Origin of the sequence: Secundilactobacillus collinoides DSM 20515 = JCM 1123, assembly GCF_001435975.1 — a bacterium.
Lineage (GTDB): Bacteria > Bacillota > Bacilli > Lactobacillales > Lactobacillaceae > Secundilactobacillus > Secundilactobacillus collinoides.
In genome coordinates this window covers 70,233-88,924 of sequence record NZ_AYYR01000129.1, presented here as the reverse complement: position 1 = coordinate 88,924, position 18,692 = coordinate 70,233, and the positions used below count along the sequence as shown (strand labels likewise).

General features: G+C 45.4%; 22 protein-coding genes. 14 read left to right on the top strand and 8 right to left on the bottom strand.

Annotated elements, in window-relative coordinates; all coding sequences use genetic code 11:
- Nucleotides 1–90: 90 nt before the first annotated feature.
- Nucleotides 91–702: a sugar O-acetyltransferase gene (locus tag FC82_RS16285; protein ID WP_056997516.1), complete on the top strand. Its 612-nt coding sequence runs from the start codon at nt 91–93 to the stop codon at nt 700–702.
- Nucleotides 703–758: 56 nt separating this feature from the next.
- On the opposite strand, the gene FC82_RS16280 is transcribed toward FC82_RS16285, so the two are convergent.
- Nucleotides 759–1,646 (bottom strand): AraC family transcriptional regulator, encoded by an 888-nt coding sequence (locus FC82_RS16280; RefSeq protein WP_056997515.1) that lies wholly within the window; start codon nt 1,644–1,646, stop codon nt 759–761.
- A gap of 116 nt (nt 1,647–1,762) precedes the next feature.
- Between FC82_RS16280 and FC82_RS16275 the strand changes: the two genes are divergently transcribed.
- Nucleotides 1,763–2,953, top strand: a complete 1,191-nt coding sequence (locus tag FC82_RS16275) for an MFS transporter (RefSeq protein ID WP_056997514.1) — start codon at nt 1,763–1,765, stop codon at nt 2,951–2,953.
- Entirely contained in the window at nt 2,928–3,743 is an 816-nt protein-coding gene (locus FC82_RS16270; protein ID WP_056997513.1) for a Cof-type HAD-IIB family hydrolase, read from the top strand. The genes FC82_RS16275 and FC82_RS16270 overlap by 26 nt, the downstream gene beginning before the upstream one ends.
- Before the next feature lie 110 nt (nt 3,744–3,853).
- Here FC82_RS16270 and FC82_RS16265 read toward each other — a convergent pair whose 3' ends face one another.
- The 3 genes from FC82_RS16265 to FC82_RS16255 all read right to left on the bottom strand — a co-directional run bounded on the left by FC82_RS16265 (nt 3,854) and on the right by FC82_RS16255 (nt 7,003).
- The gene (locus FC82_RS16265) at nt 3,854–4,789 is read right to left on the bottom strand and encodes an alpha/beta hydrolase (protein ID WP_065101453.1); all 936 of its coding nucleotides are present in this window, start codon (nt 4,787–4,789) and stop codon (nt 3,854–3,856) included.
- 1 nt (nt 4,790) lies between these two features.
- On the bottom strand, nt 4,791–6,014 hold the full coding sequence (locus tag FC82_RS16260; RefSeq protein ID WP_056997512.1) for an MFS transporter: 1,224 nt from the start codon (nt 6,012–6,014) through the stop codon (nt 4,791–4,793).
- A 107-nt stretch (nt 6,015–6,121) separates the two neighbouring features.
- Entirely contained in the window at nt 6,122–7,003 is an 882-nt protein-coding gene (locus FC82_RS16255) for an AraC family transcriptional regulator (protein ID WP_082620413.1), read from the bottom strand.
- A 495-nt stretch (nt 7,004–7,498) separates the two neighbouring features.
- On the opposite strand from FC82_RS16255, the gene FC82_RS16245 reads away from it, so the two are divergent.
- From FC82_RS16245 to FC82_RS16205, 9 genes are all read left to right on the top strand, one after another.
- A complete protein-coding gene (locus FC82_RS16245) occupies nt 7,499–8,197 on the top strand; it encodes an amino acid ABC transporter permease (RefSeq protein ID WP_054760983.1) in 699 nt (232 codons plus the stop codon).
- A gap of 11 nt (nt 8,198–8,208) precedes the next feature.
- On the top strand, nt 8,209–8,952 hold the full coding sequence (locus tag FC82_RS16240; RefSeq protein ID WP_054760984.1) for an amino acid ABC transporter ATP-binding protein: 744 nt from the start codon (nt 8,209–8,211) through the stop codon (nt 8,950–8,952).
- Between the two features lie 17 nt (nt 8,953–8,969).
- Complete coding sequence (locus FC82_RS16235; protein WP_054760986.1) at nt 8,970–9,785, top strand: transporter substrate-binding domain-containing protein; 816 nt, start codon at nt 8,970–8,972, stop codon at nt 9,783–9,785.
- 13 nt (nt 9,786–9,798) lie between these two features.
- Nucleotides 9,799–10,827, top strand: coding sequence for a D-cysteine desulfhydrase family protein (locus FC82_RS16230; protein WP_054760988.1), 1,029 nt, complete (start codon nt 9,799–9,801; stop codon nt 10,825–10,827).
- A gap of 90 nt (nt 10,828–10,917) precedes the next feature.
- A complete protein-coding gene (locus tag FC82_RS16225; protein ID WP_054760990.1) occupies nt 10,918–11,427 on the top strand; it encodes a methylated-DNA--[protein]-cysteine S-methyltransferase in 510 nt (169 codons plus the stop codon).
- Nucleotides 11,428–11,606: 179 nt separating this feature from the next.
- The gene (locus tag FC82_RS16220) at nt 11,607–12,254 is read left to right on the top strand and encodes a DNA alkylation repair protein (RefSeq protein WP_054760992.1); all 648 of its coding nucleotides are present in this window, start codon (nt 11,607–11,609) and stop codon (nt 12,252–12,254) included.
- Between the two features lie 76 nt (nt 12,255–12,330).
- Entirely contained in the window at nt 12,331–12,648 is a 318-nt protein-coding gene (locus FC82_RS16215) for a hypothetical protein (protein ID WP_056997510.1), read from the top strand.
- Between the two features lie 267 nt (nt 12,649–12,915).
- Nucleotides 12,916–13,206, top strand: coding sequence for a hypothetical protein (locus FC82_RS16210; protein WP_056997509.1), 291 nt, complete (start codon nt 12,916–12,918; stop codon nt 13,204–13,206).
- A gap of 471 nt (nt 13,207–13,677) precedes the next feature.
- Nucleotides 13,678–14,688, top strand: a complete 1,011-nt coding sequence (locus FC82_RS16205; protein ID WP_056997508.1) for a glutathione S-transferase C-terminal domain-containing protein — start codon at nt 13,678–13,680, stop codon at nt 14,686–14,688.
- Nucleotides 14,689–14,977: 289 nt separating this feature from the next.
- Here FC82_RS16205 and FC82_RS16200 read toward each other — a convergent pair whose 3' ends face one another.
- The 4 genes from FC82_RS16200 to rpmG all read right to left on the bottom strand — a co-directional run bounded on the left by FC82_RS16200 (nt 14,978) and on the right by rpmG (nt 16,519).
- On the bottom strand, nt 14,978–15,898 hold the full coding sequence (locus tag FC82_RS16200) for an AEC family transporter (protein WP_056997507.1): 921 nt from the start codon (nt 15,896–15,898) through the stop codon (nt 14,978–14,980).
- A gap of 158 nt (nt 15,899–16,056) precedes the next feature.
- Nucleotides 16,057–16,221 carry a 50S ribosomal protein L32 gene (gene rpmF, locus FC82_RS16195; RefSeq protein WP_056997506.1) on the bottom strand — a complete coding sequence of 55 codons (165 nt, stop codon included), beginning with the start codon at nt 16,219–16,221 and terminating at the stop codon, nt 16,057–16,059.
- Nucleotides 16,222–16,233: 12 nt separating this feature from the next.
- Nucleotides 16,234–16,353, bottom strand: a complete 120-nt coding sequence (locus tag FC82_RS16955) for a putative metal homeostasis protein (RefSeq protein ID WP_161939724.1) — start codon at nt 16,351–16,353, stop codon at nt 16,234–16,236.
- A 13-nt stretch (nt 16,354–16,366) separates the two neighbouring features.
- Entirely contained in the window at nt 16,367–16,519 is a 153-nt protein-coding gene (gene rpmG / locus FC82_RS16190; protein ID WP_054761001.1) for a 50S ribosomal protein L33, read from the bottom strand.
- A 204-nt stretch (nt 16,520–16,723) separates the two neighbouring features.
- Between rpmG and FC82_RS16185 the strand changes: the two genes are divergently transcribed.
- On the top strand, nt 16,724–18,133 hold the full coding sequence (locus FC82_RS16185) for a DHA2 family efflux MFS transporter permease subunit (protein WP_056997505.1): 1,410 nt from the start codon (nt 16,724–16,726) through the stop codon (nt 18,131–18,133).
- An 18-nt stretch (nt 18,134–18,151) separates the two neighbouring features.
- Entirely contained in the window at nt 18,152–18,574 is a 423-nt protein-coding gene (locus FC82_RS16180) for a MarR family winged helix-turn-helix transcriptional regulator (protein ID WP_054761003.1), read from the top strand.
- Nucleotides 18,575–18,692 lie beyond the last annotated feature (118 nt).

The following is an 18,692-nucleotide window of genomic DNA, read 5'->3' as shown; positions in this document are numbered from 1 at the left end:
TGTCTAGTCTGAAAGGTCTAGTTGATTAGTGTTGCACTTGAATTTTAAACTGGGCCCTAAAAAAAGATTCAACCAAAAAAGGAGATTATGATGAACGATATTGAAAAAATGCATTCTCGAGCACTTTACAACCCCAGCGATCCTGAAATTTCAAAGATTCAGTTGTCGTGTCTTGAACGTCTATACGATTTTAATCAAACTCGGCCAAGCGAAGGTGATAAACGGCATCGATTATTGCACGAAATGTTTGCTGAAATAGGGGAGCACTGCTACATCGAACCGCCATTTCACGCTAATTTTGGTGGCCGGCACGTTCATTTTGGTGACGATGTGTACGCGAACTTTAATTTGACGCTAGTGGATGATACCCACATTTACGTTGGCAACCGGACGATGTTTGGGCCTAATGTCACAATTGCGACTGCTGGCCATCCGATTTTACCAGAGCTGCGGGCCCAGGGATATCAGTATAATGTGCCAGTCTCCATTGGCGATAATTGTTGGATTGGTGCTTCAGTCACGATTCTCCCTGGTGTGACGATTGGTGATAATGTGGTGGTCGGTGCCGGCAGTGTCGTCACGAAAGATTTACCTGACAATGTTGTGGCCTATGGCGATCCGTGTAAAGCCGTTCGCACAGTAAATGCGCATGACAAGGCATATTATTTTAAAGAATTGAAGATTGACCCGAAACTCTTGTGATTGAAGTTAAAAACGGCTAAGCAGCTCATCGTTTGGATGTCGCTGCTAAGCCGTTTTTATTTTGTTGTCTGCTGGTGACGAAACATGCTGGGTGTTTGTTTATAGTAGCGGCGAAAGACCTTTGTGAAATGACTTGGACTATCAAAGCCGCTATTCATCGCGATTTGGGAGACAGCTGTCTCCGGTTGGGTGAGCAAAACTTCAGCACCGCGCATGACCCGATATTTGAGCAGGTATTGAATCGGAGATAGCTTGATTTCATGCTGAAATGTTCTCAGGCACTCGCGTTCACTGACGTTGGCCGCTTGTGCAATCATCGCAACTGTTAACGGGTCGCAATAGTGCTTGTGCACGTATGTCAGCATTTGATGAATACGGTCATCAGCCAGTCGTTTTGACTGGTGAGAATGAAACTGTGTTTTGAAGGTATGGTCAAGCGCCAACACAATTTGCGATAACGTATGACGGACAATGAATTCGAACCCGGTTGGATCAGTGGCCAGCGCTGAGAAAGCTTGGGTGAACCAATCGGTATACGATTGTTCCATATCAGACAATTTTATGCCAGAAAAAACGTTGTCTGAGATTAGCGGATTGAGATATTTTTTGGCAAAAACGGACTCACGGGTGCCGGTGATCAGCAACGGACTGAAAACTACGGAATGTAAACTTGCGGCTGTTGGCGTGGTGAGCGTGTGCAGCACATTGGAATTGATGATGACGAGGTCGTTGGCAGTCAGGTCAAGCGTGCTGTCTGGCAGACTTAGGGTCAGCTGACCAGCGGTAACCTGCACGAGCTCGAGATCCTCATGCCAGTGCCAGGGAATAGTCGTGACGGGCGTGAGGTCCGATGCGTAACCAGCACATGGAAAAAGCAGGTCGCCGTGTGGTTTTAATTCAAGCTGTTCGTGATTTAAATTCAGGCCGCATTCTTGTAATGGCATTTGGCAGGTACTCCTTCTTGGCGGTTTTGTTATAGTATATGGCCGAAATGGCGTTGTATCAACTAATAAATGGCGATAATCTAACTTTAATTTATTTGTTTCTGGAGGTAGTTCACATGTTGTTTATCATTTATTTGGCATTTGTCAGCCTTGGACTGCCGGTTGCGTTGCTCGGAGCTGCCTGGCCTTCCATGTACCCGGTGTTCGGGGTACCTGTTTCTTTTTCAGGGATCGTGTTCATGCTGATTGCCATTGGCACTATTGCATCAAGTTTAGCCAGCAATCATCTTACCAATCGCTTTGGAACGGGACGTGTCACCGCCGTCAGCGTGCTGGTCAGTGCTTTAGCGTTGTTCGGGTTCGGATTTAGTCAGTCATTTTTAACGTTATGTATCTGGGCGGTGCCATACGGATTAGGTGCCGGCGGGGTTGATGCCTCAATCAATAACTATGTCGCCTTGCACTATCAAAGCCGCCATATGAGCTGGCTTCATGGCACCTGGGGTATTGGCGCGTCGTTTGGCCCAGTCATTATGGGGCAGATTCTCAGTGTCTCGCATAATTGGCACTTGGGGTATGTGGCGGTCGCCATGATTCAGGTCGTTTTTGCGGCGGTTTTGGTGGCGACATTGGCGCTTTGGCCAACCGCTCGGGAACAGCGTGACTTCGGTACGGCAAAAAGACTTAATTTGGACTTGTCAGAAATCATTAAACTACCTAATGCGTGGCCTATGATGGTGACCTTCTTTTGTTATTGCACCCTGGAGCAGACCACTAATCTGTGGGCTAGCAGCTATCTCGTCTTACGCCAGGGATTGTCGACGAAAACCGCAGCTAGTCTGGCAGGGTTATTTTTCTTAGGTATCACAATTGGTCGATTTGTGAGCGGCTTTTTGACTTACAAGTTGAATGACACCCATTTGATTTGGGTGGGTCAAACGCTCGTTGCCATCGGTATTGGATTGATGACATTGCCCCTTGGCGAGGCCATGGCGGTTGCCGGCTTGCTTTTCATTGGCTTAGGATGCGCACCAATGTACCCGGCGTTGTTGCACTCGGTCCCAGCGGTATTTGGTACGGATCGGTCTCAATCTGTCATTGGCGTGCAGATGGCCGGTGCCTATGTTGGCACGTGCGTGATGCCCGCTGGTTTCGGACTAATCGTGGCCCAGTTCAACGTTGCATTGCTGCCCGTGTTTCTCGGCATTGTTTTAGTGATTATGGTGGTTGCCCACAAACGCGTGGTTATTACACTAAGAACGAATCAAAAAGGAGTTAAATATGTCAATCAAACTAATTGCCATTGATATTGATGGGACGCTTTTGAATGCTGATCACGTATTGACACAGCATACAGTCGATACGATTCGGACTGCGACGATAAAGGACATTCAGGTAGTGCTTTGCAGTGGCCGCCCATACAGTGGTGTTGCCAGTTATCTTGACCGGCTGGGCCTGAATCAGAGCGCGCACCACTATGTGATTACGCTAAACGGTGCTGTCGTTCAAACAACATCGCAAAAATTGCTTGTCAGTCAGGCCCTTAATTCGGCAGATTACCAAAAATTTGCGAAAATGGCGCAGGAAAAAGGAATCCATTTTCACGCGGAAACTGAGGACGCTATCTACACGCCGGATGTTCCAGTTGGTAGATATACAACCCTAGATGCAACACTGACGGGATTGCCGGTGATGCACCAACCAGGCCAAGGTGTTTCAGCGAAGACCGTTATTTATAAGGGCATGCTAGCGGATGAACCGAAATATTTAACACGATTTTTAGCTGATCAGCAGTTGGTGACCACACTGCAACAAAAGTATTACGTGGTCAGAAGCCAGCCCTATTTTCTGGAAATGATGAATGCTCATGCAAATAAAGGCGCTGCTTTGGCCTTCTTGGGCCAGCAATTAGGGGTTACCCCTGATGAAATGATGGCTATAGGCGACCAAGCAAATGACCTGACCATGATGTCGTTTGTCGATAATGGGGTTGCTATGGGCAATGCAATACCTGAGGTGAAGCAAGCCGTAAAGTTTGTGACTGCGACGAATGATGAGGATGGTGTGGCGGTTGCAATCGAGCATTATGTGCTTTAGACAATAACTTGAACGAGTGATATTATAGCAATTCACGTCATATAGCGTTGTGTCCTTTCAAATTCATAATAAAAAACGATGCCTCTAAAATTGGACATCGTTTTTAATCGTTAGATATGAGACTTAATAAAGTTAAACGTAATTTCAAGTGCTTCCGGCGTGAAGAACGCATCGGTACCGTGGTCGCTCTGGTCAATTTTATAAAAGGTCACATCTTGATGATGGGCCTTTAAGGCTTTGTAGAACAACACGCTTTGTTGAAACGGTACGAGTCGGTCTTTGTTCCCATGCATAATAAGGAACGGTGGCAGAGGACTATCCCCAACGTAGGTGATGGGATTTCCTTTTTGAACCAGTTCCGGCACGTCATAAATATGGTTCGTCCCGAAGAATTCACCTTCTAGACTATGTGGCGTAATGTGGTCTTGCGTGGACGGTACTTTGTTCATTTGACTGATATCAGTTGGTCCGTAAAAATCAACGCAACACTTGTAGTCTAGTGGCTGTTCAGTGACATCTTCATCGTTGAATTCTTGTAAGTTAGCCGTGACCACGGCTGTTGACACAGTGTGTCCGCCAGATGAATCGCCCCAGGCAAGGTAGCGTTTTGCATCAACATGATACTGTCCTGCGTGGCGCAGCATAAACCGGGTGGCTGTTTTTAAATCTTTGATCTGGGCGGGAAACGGACTTTCTGGAGCCCAGCGATATTCGACCATGGCGACAACAAAACCGTGTTTAGCGACTTCAATCATATGCGCCATATGGTTGCCAAGTTGCTGTTTATGAAAGGCGGAACCCTGAACCCACATGATCAATGGGTAGCGCGTATCCTTTCCCTGTGCGCCGGCGGGTGTCAGAATGTGCAGATGCAGGGTGATTCCGTCTTTTATCGCGTACGGGACGTTGAGTTCAACATGCGGGTAACTTGGGGTCAATGAAACCTTCAATGTTTGCATGCCTTCAGGAGTATCGGTTGCTTCTGGGAAATCTTTGTAGCTATAGTCTTTTGGTGCGATGTAGTTTGTCATGTCTCTCTTTGTCATATTAAATTGTTCCTTTCGCAATATTTTTTTGGTTCTTAGTTTCTGCAAAGTATTCATAGAGGAGGCCAAGAACTAGAATGAGTGAGAATAAGCTGGCAAAATTAAATGCAAATTGGCTGCTATTATTGCCAAATATTTTTGCGAGAAAACTATAAACATATGGGGCAATGAAGTTCGCTAATGAAGCGGCGGCTGTCGTGGCTGAAGTTGCGTAAGCGGAGTTGGCGGCTGTTGTGTGTTTGTTAACCGCAGCAAACATATATGGCATAAATAAGCCAAATCCGGCACCAGTTAGCATCATTGCAACGTAGTAGATGGCAACACCATGAGTTGTGGCAATCAGCAAATTACCTAGGAAAAATAACAGGGCTGCGATAACGCCACCGAAGCGCTTAGCAAACTTCATATAAATGCCAAATAATAGTCCAGTAATCAGGCCGAAAATTGAGTAGGCGACCATCATGTTAGCAGCTCCAGTTGCAGTTGCGATGTGTTCTTCAACAACTGCTAGATTGAAATCAATGTTGACTCCACCTTGACCCAAGTTAAAGAAAAAAGTCAAAAGAACCCAGATAATGACATCCTTACCGAGGTGTTTGCTAGAGTTGTCTTCTAAATTAACACTCTGCTCAACTTGTTGTGTCTTACCTTCACCAACTAATTTTTTGGGTAAGAAATGTAATGTTAATGCGAAAACAATAAGGCCAATTAAGTAAATTAAGAAGGCAGCCCGCCAGTTAATGGTAATGAGCAGTCCAATTGCAAAGGTTAATACAGTTCCGGAAATACCGATGACGGCACTTTGAATACCCATTAATGCATTGCGGGCCTCTCCTGTGTACAAGTCGGCAATCATGCTTGTTCCTATTGGCTGAATCAATCCTAAACTAAAACCTAAAAAGACTCTGCTTGTCAAAATAATTGGAAAGTTATTTAACACCATTGGCAATAGTCCGCTTATTGTCCATAATAAAGCTCCAAATAAGATAACGTTTCTTTTGCCAAATTTTGTTGCGAGAAAGGCAGCCGCAATTAATGCAATAAACTGAGGTAACGCTGTAATCGAAAAAAAAGATTGTAAGGTGGCCTTTGAGACGGCTGGAAAGGCTTGTCGCAAACTTGGTAACAGAGAAGATGTTGCGCTGGCGCCGGTAATCAGAAATGTCGAAGACAATAACGCGATTTTAAACATTAGCGAATCGTGTTCGTCAGATGTGTGTGTCATGATGGTACCCCCATTTCGTAAGTTGTTAACGCATTTCACATTCAAATAATAAAGCGCTTTCACGATGACAATGAAGTCATTTTCTGCTTAAAAGAGGGTAGATCCTGCTATTTATGAGTAAGCCGGTACTGATGAGGCGAGATTAAATAGCGCTGTCTAAACGCCCGATTAAAGGCTTTTACGTTTGCAAAGCCGGTATTAAATGCAATCGTTTCTAGACTGTCAGAAGTTGTTAATAGCTGTTTTTCGGTGGCTAACAGGCGACGCCTTGTAACATAGGCAAGCGGCGTCTGGTGCAAATATTTTTGAAATAGGTGGGCGAAATAGCTTTCCGAGACATTGGCAATGGCGGCAAGTTTTGCCACCGTGATTTTTTCCTGGTAGTGGTGGTCGATCCAGGTGATGACAGGCGACAAGTGATCCATCTGGGCTGAAATTTTGGGGAGTTGTTTTCCAGGGTTGACACTGCTGTATTGAGATACGAGTCGGCTCAAAATGAGGTATACCAACCCAATTTGTTCAGCCTGTGTACCAGAATCTTTCAAGTGGCGTGTGGTTTGATAAAGTGTCGTAAAGAGTCGTTGCAGATGGCCATCATCTGGAATGCGGTTTTGAATGCGGGTCGCCGCGGTGACGTTGCTGGCTGTCAGAATATCATTTGGCAACATAACGGTTATGGCGATTCGCTCGTGGTCCTTCGGCAAATTCAAACTATGAACTTTGTAAGGGTTGACCACGACGGCCTCGCCCTTCAACTGGTCAAAACGCTGGTCGTTAATGATGAAATTGCGGTTCTCACCGCTGATGACGTACGCAAGTTCAAACGACTGATGCCAGTGGCTTAACACTTGGTGCGCTTCACCAGTATCGTGAATGAGCAGGTGGAACGGCAGATTACGGTTTGGGGTGATGGTTTCGTAGAAAAAATCGGTCATTGGGACTCCTTTCAGATTGAGACTGCGCTCTAATTGTGACGCTGTTTCGGTCATGCTGTCTATCGCATGTGCAACATCGTTAAATCTTTACGGCACTACAAGTGATTAGTAATGAACACTTTTTTATTTTTCAACGATTCCCATTATAAGGCTAATTTTGCCCGAGTTAACTGTTGAACGTTCACCTTGTAACTGATTATTAACTTGCTTTTTGATTAATATGCGGTATGATTTACATAATTTAATTTAATCGAACTTTAATTAGCGTTGATGAGAAGAGTAAGACACTTAGTATATTTGTGAAGCGACTACTGATTGGTGAAAGAGTAGATTGGAACGGTGTCTGAAGATGAGCTCGGAGTAATTGTCAAGGGTGAAAGCTTGAGACACGTGGGAATCACGATACCATTTTGGACATTAAGGTGTTCAGAGGCGTTTAATGACGCGAAAATGGGTGGTAACACGGAAAAATCCGTCCCTGTGCAGGATAATCTTGCATGGGACGGATTTTTGTTTGGTTAGGCAACAGAATGAAGGGAAGGTTTTACTATGTGGCACATCATTACCACTTCAGCACCGCAAATCTTGGCGGCTGGATTAAAATATACGATTCCAATATCAATAGTTTCATTTGTTATCGGCTTGATCATTGCACTGTTCACTGCACTGATTCGATTATCACAACGAAAAGGTGCGTTTATAATTATCAAAGCAATTGCGAGATTTTATGTCTGGCTATTCCGGAGTACGCCGCTTTTAGTGCAGTTGTTTATCGTGTACTTTGGCTTACCATATTTAAAGATTCAGGGTGTTTTCCCAAATGGAATTCAAATGGCACCGGTCGCTGCCGGTATCCTCACATTTTCATTGAACACCGGTGCTTATTGCTCAGAAACGATTCGAGCATCTATCTTATCTATTCCGCATGGACAGTGGGAAGCCGCTTATTCAATTGGCATGACGAGACCGGTCATTTTAAGGCGAATCATTTTACCTCAAGCACTCAGAGTGTCGTTACCGCCACTGTCTAACAGTTTTATCAGTCTGGTGAAAGATACTTCCCTGGCTGCTTCAATTACAATTGTCGAAATGTTTGAAGTAAGTCAACAAATTGCGGCCCAAAACTATCAACCGCTAGTGATGTATAGTCTGGTTGCAGTATTCTATGCTTTGTTCTGTTCCGTTCTTTCATGGCTGCAGGGATACTTAGAAAAAGTCACTTCACGCTACGTGACGCCAATTAATTAAGGGGTGACAACATGTTAAGGGTTGAGAATTTAAATAAAACATTTGGCGACAAAAAGGCTTTGAATAACATTTCGGCAGCCTTTCCAGAAAAGCAAACAACCGTTATTGTTGGCCCATCTGGGTCTGGTAAGTCAACATTGATTCGCTCTTTGAATTTCCTTGAGCGTCCCGAATCTGGTCACTATTATTTCGATGATCAGGATATTGATTTATCGAAGCGTGTTGATAACAAAACGATCCTCGGGGTACGTCGACGAACCGAAATGGTTTTCCAAGGGTATAATCTATTTCCTCACCTATCCGTTTTACAAAACGTGATGGAGGGTCCGATTCAAGTTTTAAAGAAAAACAAAAGGGAGGCGGCCGAAGAAGCACACGAATTGCTAGCCAAGGTTGGTTTAGCTGAAAAGGCTGATGTGTACCCGACCCAACTGTCCGGTGGCCAGGCGCAACGGGTAGCCATTGCCCGTTCGTTAGCAATGCATCCTGAATACATTTTTTTGGATGAGCCTACAAGCGCTCTGGATCCGGAACTGGAACTTGAAGTATTGAAAGTACTGCTTCAAATTGCCAATGAGGAACAATCAATGATCATTGTGACGCATAATATGGCGTTTGCGCAACAGGTTGCGAACAAGATGATTTTTGTTGAGGACGGCCAAATTTTGTTTGATGGGCCGGTCAAAGAATTCTTTAATACTGACAATCAACGGATTGTAGATTTTATTTCAGCTATGACATTTAAAAACATTTAATTGGGAGGTCATTTAAGATGACATTTAGTTCAAGATTGAAAAAGGGATTAGTAATTGCTGGCGTTGCATTGATTGGGGTTGCATTGACTGCTTGTGGCTCAAGTTCATCTTCATCAAATAGTGGCTATAAGTCAGAATTAGTTCATAGCAATGAACTGACGATTGGCTTGGAAGGTACTTATTCTCCATATTCTTACCGTAAAAATGGGAAATTGACTGGGTTTGAAGTGCAGTTAGGCAAAGCCATTGCCAAAAAGATGGGCCTGAAAGCAAACTTTGTGCCAACAAAATGGGATAGTTTGATTGCCGGACTAGGGAGTGATAAATACGATGTTGTCATGAATAACATTACGCAAACTGCTGATCGGAAGAAGGACTACCTGTTCTCAACACCATATGTATATTCCAAGTATGTTTTGATTACCCGTTCCAATGATAATTCTATCAAGTCAACGAGTGATATTAAGGGCAAGACATTTACACAATCAACCGGTTCAGATAATGAAATTATTGCTAAGAAATTCGGCGCCAAAATCAAGCCAGTCGGTGATTTCACAACTGAATTAAGTCTAGTAAAACAAAAACAGGCTGACGGTATTATTAATGCTGAAGCTGCTTGGATTGCTTACAAGAATGATAATTCAACTAAGGGCCTGAAAGAACGCGTGTTGACTAGCTCAGAACAAAAGCCTGCTAAAATTTCTGCACTGTTCAACAAGAAGGACACGAAACTTAAAACAAAGTACAACAAAGCGCTCGCCGAAGTTCGTAAAGATGGTACTTTGAAGAAATTGTCTGAAAAGTATTTTGGTAAAGACATTACAACAAAGTAGGGAGCTTTAAAAAATGGTTGAATACAACAAATTACCAAAATTTGAACTTGGCTTTTTCCCAACGCCGGTTCATAAACTCGACCGTCTCTCAAACCAACTTGGGGTGAATCTCTATCTGAAACGCGATGATTTAACCGGTCCTAACCTCTTTGGCGGCAACAAGATTCGCAAACTGGAATACTTGGTCGGTGACGCGCTGAAGCAGGGTGCTGACACGTTAATTACTTTCGGGGCAACTCAGTCCAACCACGCCATGGAAACGGCTGTTGCTGCGCGTAAAGCTGGCTTGGATGTCATCTTGTACTTGGAGACGATTACGCCGAATAAAGCCGGCGATGATCGGGCTAACATTTTAGTGGATAAGATTCTCGGTGCTAAAATCCACTATGTTTCAATGGCTGATCGGACCGAGGCGCAGGCCGATGCCTTTGCGATGGAAGAGGCTAAACAAGAGGCAGCTGAATTGGCAAAGACAGGTCATAAAGCCTACATTATCCCAGTTGGCGGGGCCACCCCGATTGGCTCAACCGGTTTTGCGTTAGGGTTTAAGGAATTGATTGATCAATTGCCTGACGTGGCCGTGGATTACATTGTGCAGGGGAGTGGTACTGGCGGTACCGCAGCGGGGCTGATTGCAGGTGCCAAGGCATTTTCAAGACCGGATCATCCGACAGAAATCCTCTCCATCAACGTGAGTCCAAAACCAGAAGAACACTATCAAAAAGTGGTCAACATCGCAAACGATGCCCTTGACTTGTTGGGGTTGGAACAGAACGTCAGCTTGGCAGATACTCATTTTGATCAGTCGTATTTCGGCGATGGATATGAGATTCCAAGTGAATCAGGCTCGGCAGCAATTCAGCTTTTAGCACGAACCGAAGGCATTTTGACTGATCCGGTCTACACTGGCAAGGCGTTTGCGGGGTTACTGGATTATGTGAAAACAGGTAAAATCAAACCTGGCAGCAATGTTGTTTTCTGGCACACAGGCGGGGTTTCGGCCTTGTTTGCGGAAGATAAGATTGTCGGCAAACTATATTAAATCTAAAATGAGCTGCGGCAAACCGCCAAGGCTCATTTTTTAGTATAATAAATGCAATAGACCGTTTATGAAGAAAGCGAGGGATGACGGATGCTTTATCGCGATTACTATGACACGCCAATTGTTGGCCGGTTAACGATATTGGCCAATGAGGATGCCCTGGAAGGCCTCTGGTTTAACGGCCAGGCACATTACGGCGCGCACTACGACCTAAGCCAGGTTCAGCAACAGTCTAATCCGGTTCTTGACACCACAAAACGTTGGCTTGATCGGTACTTTGCCGGTGAACAACCCGCTGTGACAGAACTTTCATTAGCGCCGCGGGGCACTGATTTTCAGTTAAAAGTGCTTCATGTGCTATGCCAAATTCCGTACGGTCAGTCGATGTCTTATCAGGATGTGGCCGATGCTGTCACACAAGAAAATGGGGGTCACCGTTCGTCGGCTAGAGCTGTGGGTGGTGCGGTTGGCCATAATCCGATTTCGATTATTATTCCCTGCCACCGTGTTTTGGGAAAAGACGGTGCATTGACCGGTTATGCTGCCGGTGTGGATAAGAAGATTGAGTTAATGAAGTTGGAGAACATGATACTGATTTAGCATTGAAAATACTCAGGGCGATTATTCTGACTGGAAGGGTTGCGGGTAGGGTGTCGCGCAGGGCTTCTCTAAGGCTGGTATTGAACCCGAGATGGGTTTAACAATCGCTGCAATTGATGCATCAGCGTGCCTATAAGGCAGCTTGAGATGGCACCCGCCACAAAACAAAGGAGCACCGCATGGCCATATTTGAAGACTTCACACTAACTGAAAATCCAATCAATCAGGCACCAATGGCGGGTTATATGCGTAACCAGTTTCCGTTTGCTGGCCTCAAAACGCCTGACCGGAAACAGCAATCTCACGACCTGATCCAGGCCAGTAAACAACTGCCTGTGGCAGCTGTTTTGACTGGGGTAGCCCAACTGTATCAACGGTCGCAACGGGAGTACCAGTACGTTGCGATTGATATGTGCGTGGCCAATGTCCGCCGGTTTGATTTTGGGGATATTCGCCACTTGACCAGTTTCATCACTAAGAAATCATGGTGGGATACCGTGGATACGTGGCGCAAAGTTTTCGGTTTGTATATTCGTCGGCATCCGGAACAAAAACAGGTCGTGTTTGATTTGTTTTACCAGAGCGAGAACATGTGGATGCGGCGCGTCGCCATCATTTTGCAACTCCTCGAAAAAGAGACGCTGGACCAGACGATGCTGACGCGAGCAATCGAATATGACATTTCAACGGATGAATTCTTTATTCAAAAGGCAATTGGTTGGGCATTGCGGGACTACAGTAAGACTGATTCCGAGTGGGTGAAAGCCTTTATCGCCAGTCATTCACTTAGTAAGCTCGCCGTTCGGGAAGGTTCAAAGTATCTGTAATTCTTTTCAATTTGCCAGCGAACTGTGGTACGGTTAATAGCAGTAATAAATCGGTTGAAAAATGGAGGCACCAACAGTGACACGCGAAACGATTATTGGCAACATTCTGGCAACTTTAAAAACGCGGCAACACAATACAAAAAACGTGCAAACGCAAGAAATAACCTTCCCAATCACCTTTACTCATGAGCATAAGGAAGCCGCTGGCTGTGCCATTATCCACGTGCAGCCTGATGGTCAATACGAAATCAAGTCCTTTGATACGAAATATGCTAACGTGGAAGACCCATGGCGCAAGATTTATCACGCTGCTCTATATGACTGCGATGAGGATCTGGACGGTCGAGAAAGCCTGATTCAAGCAATTAACGACGGTGTGACCGCACAGTCTTAACATAGGATGAATAGATTATCAGGCCGTGATGTCCAATATTGTTGGGCATCACGGCTATTTTTGAGCGGCGGTCATTAACTCGTAAATGCCCCAAAATATGAATAATCGTTGATATAAAGCAATTCTTAGCCCATCAACGTTGGCTTATCAATGCTTGTTAATTTTGTATAATTAGCCGCTATACCAATTATTAATTCTCATCAAAATATAACCGCTTACGGCATGAATCAGTGCTATCCTGAACCACTGGAAAGGACTGACAAAAAAATGCCTGAAAGTACCGTAGCAACACGTGTACCCGTAGTGCCAATGACGAGCTGGAAAAAATTAGCCCGCCAATATGATATCGAGAAACTCCCAGAAACATGGAACGAGGCGAGTGAAAGCCTTCGCTGGCAACATAACATTGGCTACATCGAAACCTTTAATGACCTGGATGAGATTTACTACACCCTGATCGACAACGAATTTTTACAGGATATCGTTTGCTACCATCCTGAACAAGTGCACACTTACTGGGTCGAAGATCTTTCACAGTATGTGTTCATTACCGAGTAACGTCTAAAACGGGTAATTCCGTGTGACGGTTTATATTTGCAATCATAAAAAAGTGCGCCTCAACTTGGGTTAAGCTGTTTGCTTGAACCTCGTTGAGACGCACTGTTTTTCGTAGAAGATTAAGAAAGTGTTGTTTTATCGATTTTGATGATTGATTTTGTTCTGTACGCGCTAGATTATGCCAAGATTAATACCTTTATTGAAAAAAAGTTTTGATTAGCGGTCAAAAATGACAGGAATGAGCGTGGTTTGCATACCTGTATTTACAATAATCTTATCTGTGTTATAGGGATGCTCAACAGGCATAGGCGGCCTTTAATTGGATGATTTGACCGAAACATTATCGAGTGGCTAAAACGTGATAGCTGTACGCAATAACCGGTATATTGACGCTCAGGGTAAATGCGTTCAATAATACATGCAATTGCTAACCGCAATAAATCTTTCGCATGTCATTACAGGAGGCTTACCATGTCAAAACAACAATCTTCAGTAACCATTACCACCCCTTTTGGCAACCGTCTTGGTCAATTACCAGTGATATCAAATCAATATTGTTTAGTCTATTCAAAATCCTGTCCGTGGGCGACCAGAGCAACTATTGCGATTGACCTGTTAGGACTTGGAAATGTCATTGACACGATCGATATCGACCATGGCGGCCTTGACACCAAAGCAGGCAGTGCCATGCTCTTAAAGGCGTATCGCAAAACGATTCCTGATTTTGATGGTCGTCCAGGGCTGCCAGCGGTCATCGATAAGGCAACAGGAAAAGTTGTCCAGAATGACCACGAAAAATTGACAAATTATTTAGAGGTTCAATGGGTTTCTTATCAAAAGCGCGATGCGCCTGATCTCTACCCAGAAGCAATTCGCGATGAGATAGATCTGTTAAACGATATCCTTTTCCATGACGTGAACAATGGCGTTTACAAAGCAGGACGAGCAACTAGTCAAAAGGCCTACGAACAGGCTTATGATCATCTTTTTTACCGTCTTGACTGGCTGAATGAGCGCTTGGGGCACCATCGTTTTTTGTTCGGTAATCAGCTTACCGACAGCGACATTCGTTTGTATACGACATTGGCGCGGTTTGATACTGCTTATTACACAAAGTTTAACTGTAACAAGAAACGATTATGTGATTACGACAATCTCTGGGCGTATGCCCGTGATTTGTATTCGATGCCTGCATTTAAGAAGAATACTGACTTTGAAGCTATCAAAGTGCACTACTATATGGCGGGTCTTGAACCAGAAGATTTTCAGATTATTCCTAAGGGACCGGACCAGAGTGGATGGACTGTGCCTAATGATCGAAAGCAATTTGAGCAGGACGCCTCAATCGCTCTTATTGACGATAATGAACTTAGAAAATTAACAATTGAATTTGCTAAAACGGATCACACGGATGATACCGCCCACTGTAGTCTGGCTAATGGCGCGCATAGGTCACTACCAGCGGATTCAGTTGCTGAGTAACGGGAATGTATCGCACACATAGAAAAAAGTCAGACCACGATGACTGGGTCTGACTTTTTGTAGTACTATCACCCGAAATGTTGGATGAGAATACTATGTTACCCTTGTGTACTTAGCAGGTGCTGCGCGGATTTCAGTTCATGGTGGATCGAACCGCTATTGTGCCGTGTGCAATTGTGGTATATAAAGGGAATCCCCCTGCACGTGGGGGATTGTTCGACCATTACGCAGCGGAAACGCGTTTTGGAAGGCAGAGGGCAGCTGTCTTTAAACTGTCTTGCGCAACGCACTATCTCCAAAACCACTGAGCCACGCCCATAAACAACGGAATGGTGACCAGCGAACATAGTGTTGTCAAACCAACCACGGTTGTACTAAACAGGTAGTTCTTGTTGAACGTTTTGCTGAAGATCGCCATCAACGCGGCAACCGGAGTAGCCTGCCCAAGCAGGATCACCTCTTTGACCATCATCAAATTATTCGGCACAAATTTCAGCATAATTAAAACAATCAGCGGGGCAATGATGAGCCGGGCGCCGATTGCTTCATAGAGGTCGCGGCTCTTGAGCGCACCGCGGATGTCGCCCTCGGCCAGATAGCAGCCCATGGCGATCATCACCAGCGGCAGGTTCATGTTGGCAAGATCTGATACGGCGGTACCTAGAACATGCGGCAGTTGGACGCCCGTAAAGGCAAACAGCAAACCGAACACCAACGCTAAAATGGCCGGGTTAATGACCAGTTTCTTCAACTGAATGGTTCGCCGGTCGCCGGAAATCATGTAGATCCCATAGGTCCACAGAGCAAAGTTTGAAACACCAACGAAAATACTCATGTAAAACACACTGCCGGTCCCTAAGACAGCCTTGGAAAGCGGCAGCCCAATGAAGCCCAAGTTAGCAAATATCAACGCAAAGCGCACCAGCATTTGGTTCGGCTTGCGAAACAGCAGCTTAGCGATGACAACGGTGATCAGCATCATGACGATAAGCAGCCCAAGAATATCCAGCCCGTCCATCAGTTGCGAGGATTTAAGTTTGCCAATAAAGGAATTCAGCAGCAGTGCTGGATTAGATATGTAGATAACCACGTTTGAAATTTGTTGGCTCCCAGTGTCGTCAATCAGCCCAACACGGAAGCACAGAAAACCAATCAGCATGATCAAGAACATGATCATCGTCTGACCGAAAATGACACTTACGATTGCCACAGCAGTTCCTTCTTTCAATTGTCGATACCTTTTATTATAAAACGACTATTGACTAAATTTGAATAGGCAATTAGCAGAAATACGTTGTGCATGGGCAGAAAAACCACCTGACCCAGGCCGCTTGCAAGCGGCGACTGAATCAGGTGGTTTGATTTAAATTACAATACTTTGCGGCCATTATAATACCCTTCGGCTGACACATGGTGGCTCAGGGTGTACTCTTGGGCTTTCGGGTCCCAATGAATAGCGGGTGCGGTCAATTTCAGGTTTGCACGTCGCGACCGTTTTTTAGTCTTTGACGTCCGTCTTGCTGGTACGGCCATGATCAATACCTCCTACTTGGTGTTTGCTTGTTGACGCTTAATATCTTTAATGGTCTTCTTTGCGCGGTCCCGCGTTTTGGCGTTGCTGCTCTTTAAACGACGGTAAGCGCTGGCTAAATCAGTTTTTTCCATAATAACGGCCTCCTTAACGGCTGATTTCGCGGAAAACGACCGGTCGGCGTAATTTTGGTGAATACTTACGCAGTTCCAGTCTTTCCGGGGTGTTGCGAACGTTCTTACTGGTTAAGTAAAGACGTTCGTGGGTTTCTGCTGCTTCTAAAATGACGTGTTTTCTCATGGGTTTCACTCCTATAACGTAATAATTACGATTTACATCATACCGAATCACCAGACTGAATGCAAGGATTGTTATCGCACTGAAGATACGATTTTGCAAGAATTTCACTCGAGCCAGAATAATGAAAACTATCCTTTGACATCTTGCAACAATCGCGCTACGCTATATTTCGTTAGATTGCTAACGAAAATAGGAGTGTGAAATATGCAAGAAACAAAAAGAACTCAAAAAATTGACCCAAAAGTCATTGCCGCGGTGATTGCCACTGGGCTGATGTCGTTTTGCGGGGTCATTGTGGAAACGTCAATGAACGTGACCTTTCCCACATTAATGAAACAATTCAATGTCACTACCAGCACCGTACAGTGGATGACGACTGGCTATCTGTTGACCGTGGCCATCATCGTACCACTATCAGCTACGTTTAAGCGGCGGTTCAAAACGAAATCGCTGTTTATCACGGCGAATCTGCTGTTTATGGCCGGCGTTCTGATCGATGCAACGGCACCGGCCTTTACACTGTTATTATTTGGCCGAATCGTTCAGGGGTTTGGAACAGGAATTGCCCTGCCGCTGATGTTTAACATTATTTTGGAACAGGTACCCATCAGTAAACGGGGGCTCATGATGGGGGTCGGAACCCTCATCACCGCCGTTGCCCCAGCCATTGGGCCAACCTTTGGCGGCATCGTTGCCAACTACCTTGGCTGGCGCTTTGTCTTCATCATTCTGTGGCCGTTATTAATCATCTCACTGGTTATCGGAATCATGACGATTGAACAAAAAAGTCAGATTCGTAAAGTACGGTTGGACGTTATCAGTGTATTGCTGATTATGGTCACGTTTATTGGTTTGATCGTGGGCTTCAGTAACATCGGCAGTGCCAGTTTTCTTAGTCTCGATATTGGTGGTGCACTGCTTATCGGTGTCATCGGACTGGTCGGATTGGTTTACCGGTCAATGCATATCGCCCAACCCGTCATCGATCTGCGCGTTATGACAACCGGCAGATTCAGCGGCCACGTCCTGTCGTTCTTCCTGTTACAGCTGATCTCGTTAGGGATGTCGTTCCTGTTGCCAAACTACATTCAGCTGGTCAACGGCTCAACCTCCACGATTGCCGGGCTGGTCGTTTTACCAGGCGCTGCCTTGGGGGCTGCCCTGGCGCCGATAAGTGGTCGGATTCTCGACAATTTCGGCGCGCGAAAACCAATTTTATTTGGTTGCGGACTGGTATTGGTTTGTCTGATTGTTTTCACTATTTTAGCGCAAAACATGAGCAATATCGTCATTATCAGTGTATATTTGGGCTATATGTTTGGTATCGGGTTAAGTTTCGGGAACATCATGACAAGCGGGCTAGCAGAATTGAGCACACAACAGCAGAGTGATGGGAACGCCGTTTTAAACACCTTGCAGCAGTTCGCCGGCGCTACCGGGACGTCAATCGTCTCCGCCATTGTGGCGGCCAGCCAATCCGGTCACGGCACGCAGGCACATTTGACCGCCGTTGGGACGCAGCACGCACTGCTGGTCTTAGCAATCGTCATGGTCGTGTCACTTGTTTCGTTGATGCGCTCGGTTCGCACAACCACTGGCCAAACAGAAAATTAGGAGAAACTAGGTAAAAAAATGGCATCTAATTTTGGTGTATTAATAAAACGCGCAGCTAACGACCAGGACAAGGCAATGGACGCCTACGCGCGACAATACGGTCTAACGGGGGTCCAAATGTCGATGATTGATTTTCTGGGACGCCGGTCAAACGACGTTGTTCTCCAGCGCGATATTGAGGCAGAATTTAACATTCAACGTTCCACGGCAACGGTCCTGCTGCAACGCATGGAGCGCAAGGGCCTCGTGGTGCGTCAATCGGCTGCCAGTGACGCCCGGCAGAAGCAGGTGATCTTAACGCAGAAGGCTGTGGAGTTGAAACAGCATGTGGAAAGTTACATTGATAATCAACAGGCCAAAGTCGAAGCGGCTTTTTCACCAGCTGAAATGGCCATTGTTAATCGGGCGTTGAAGTTTTGGATCGAAGAGAATAAGAAGTAACGCCTGTCATGTGGAGCGTTGGAACAGGTTGCAAGTAGTTACGACATCTATCGCTTCGTGACGCGGATTGACCTTGCGGGGTTGCTCTGAAGTGATTGAAGTCGCTGGCCAGCAGTCT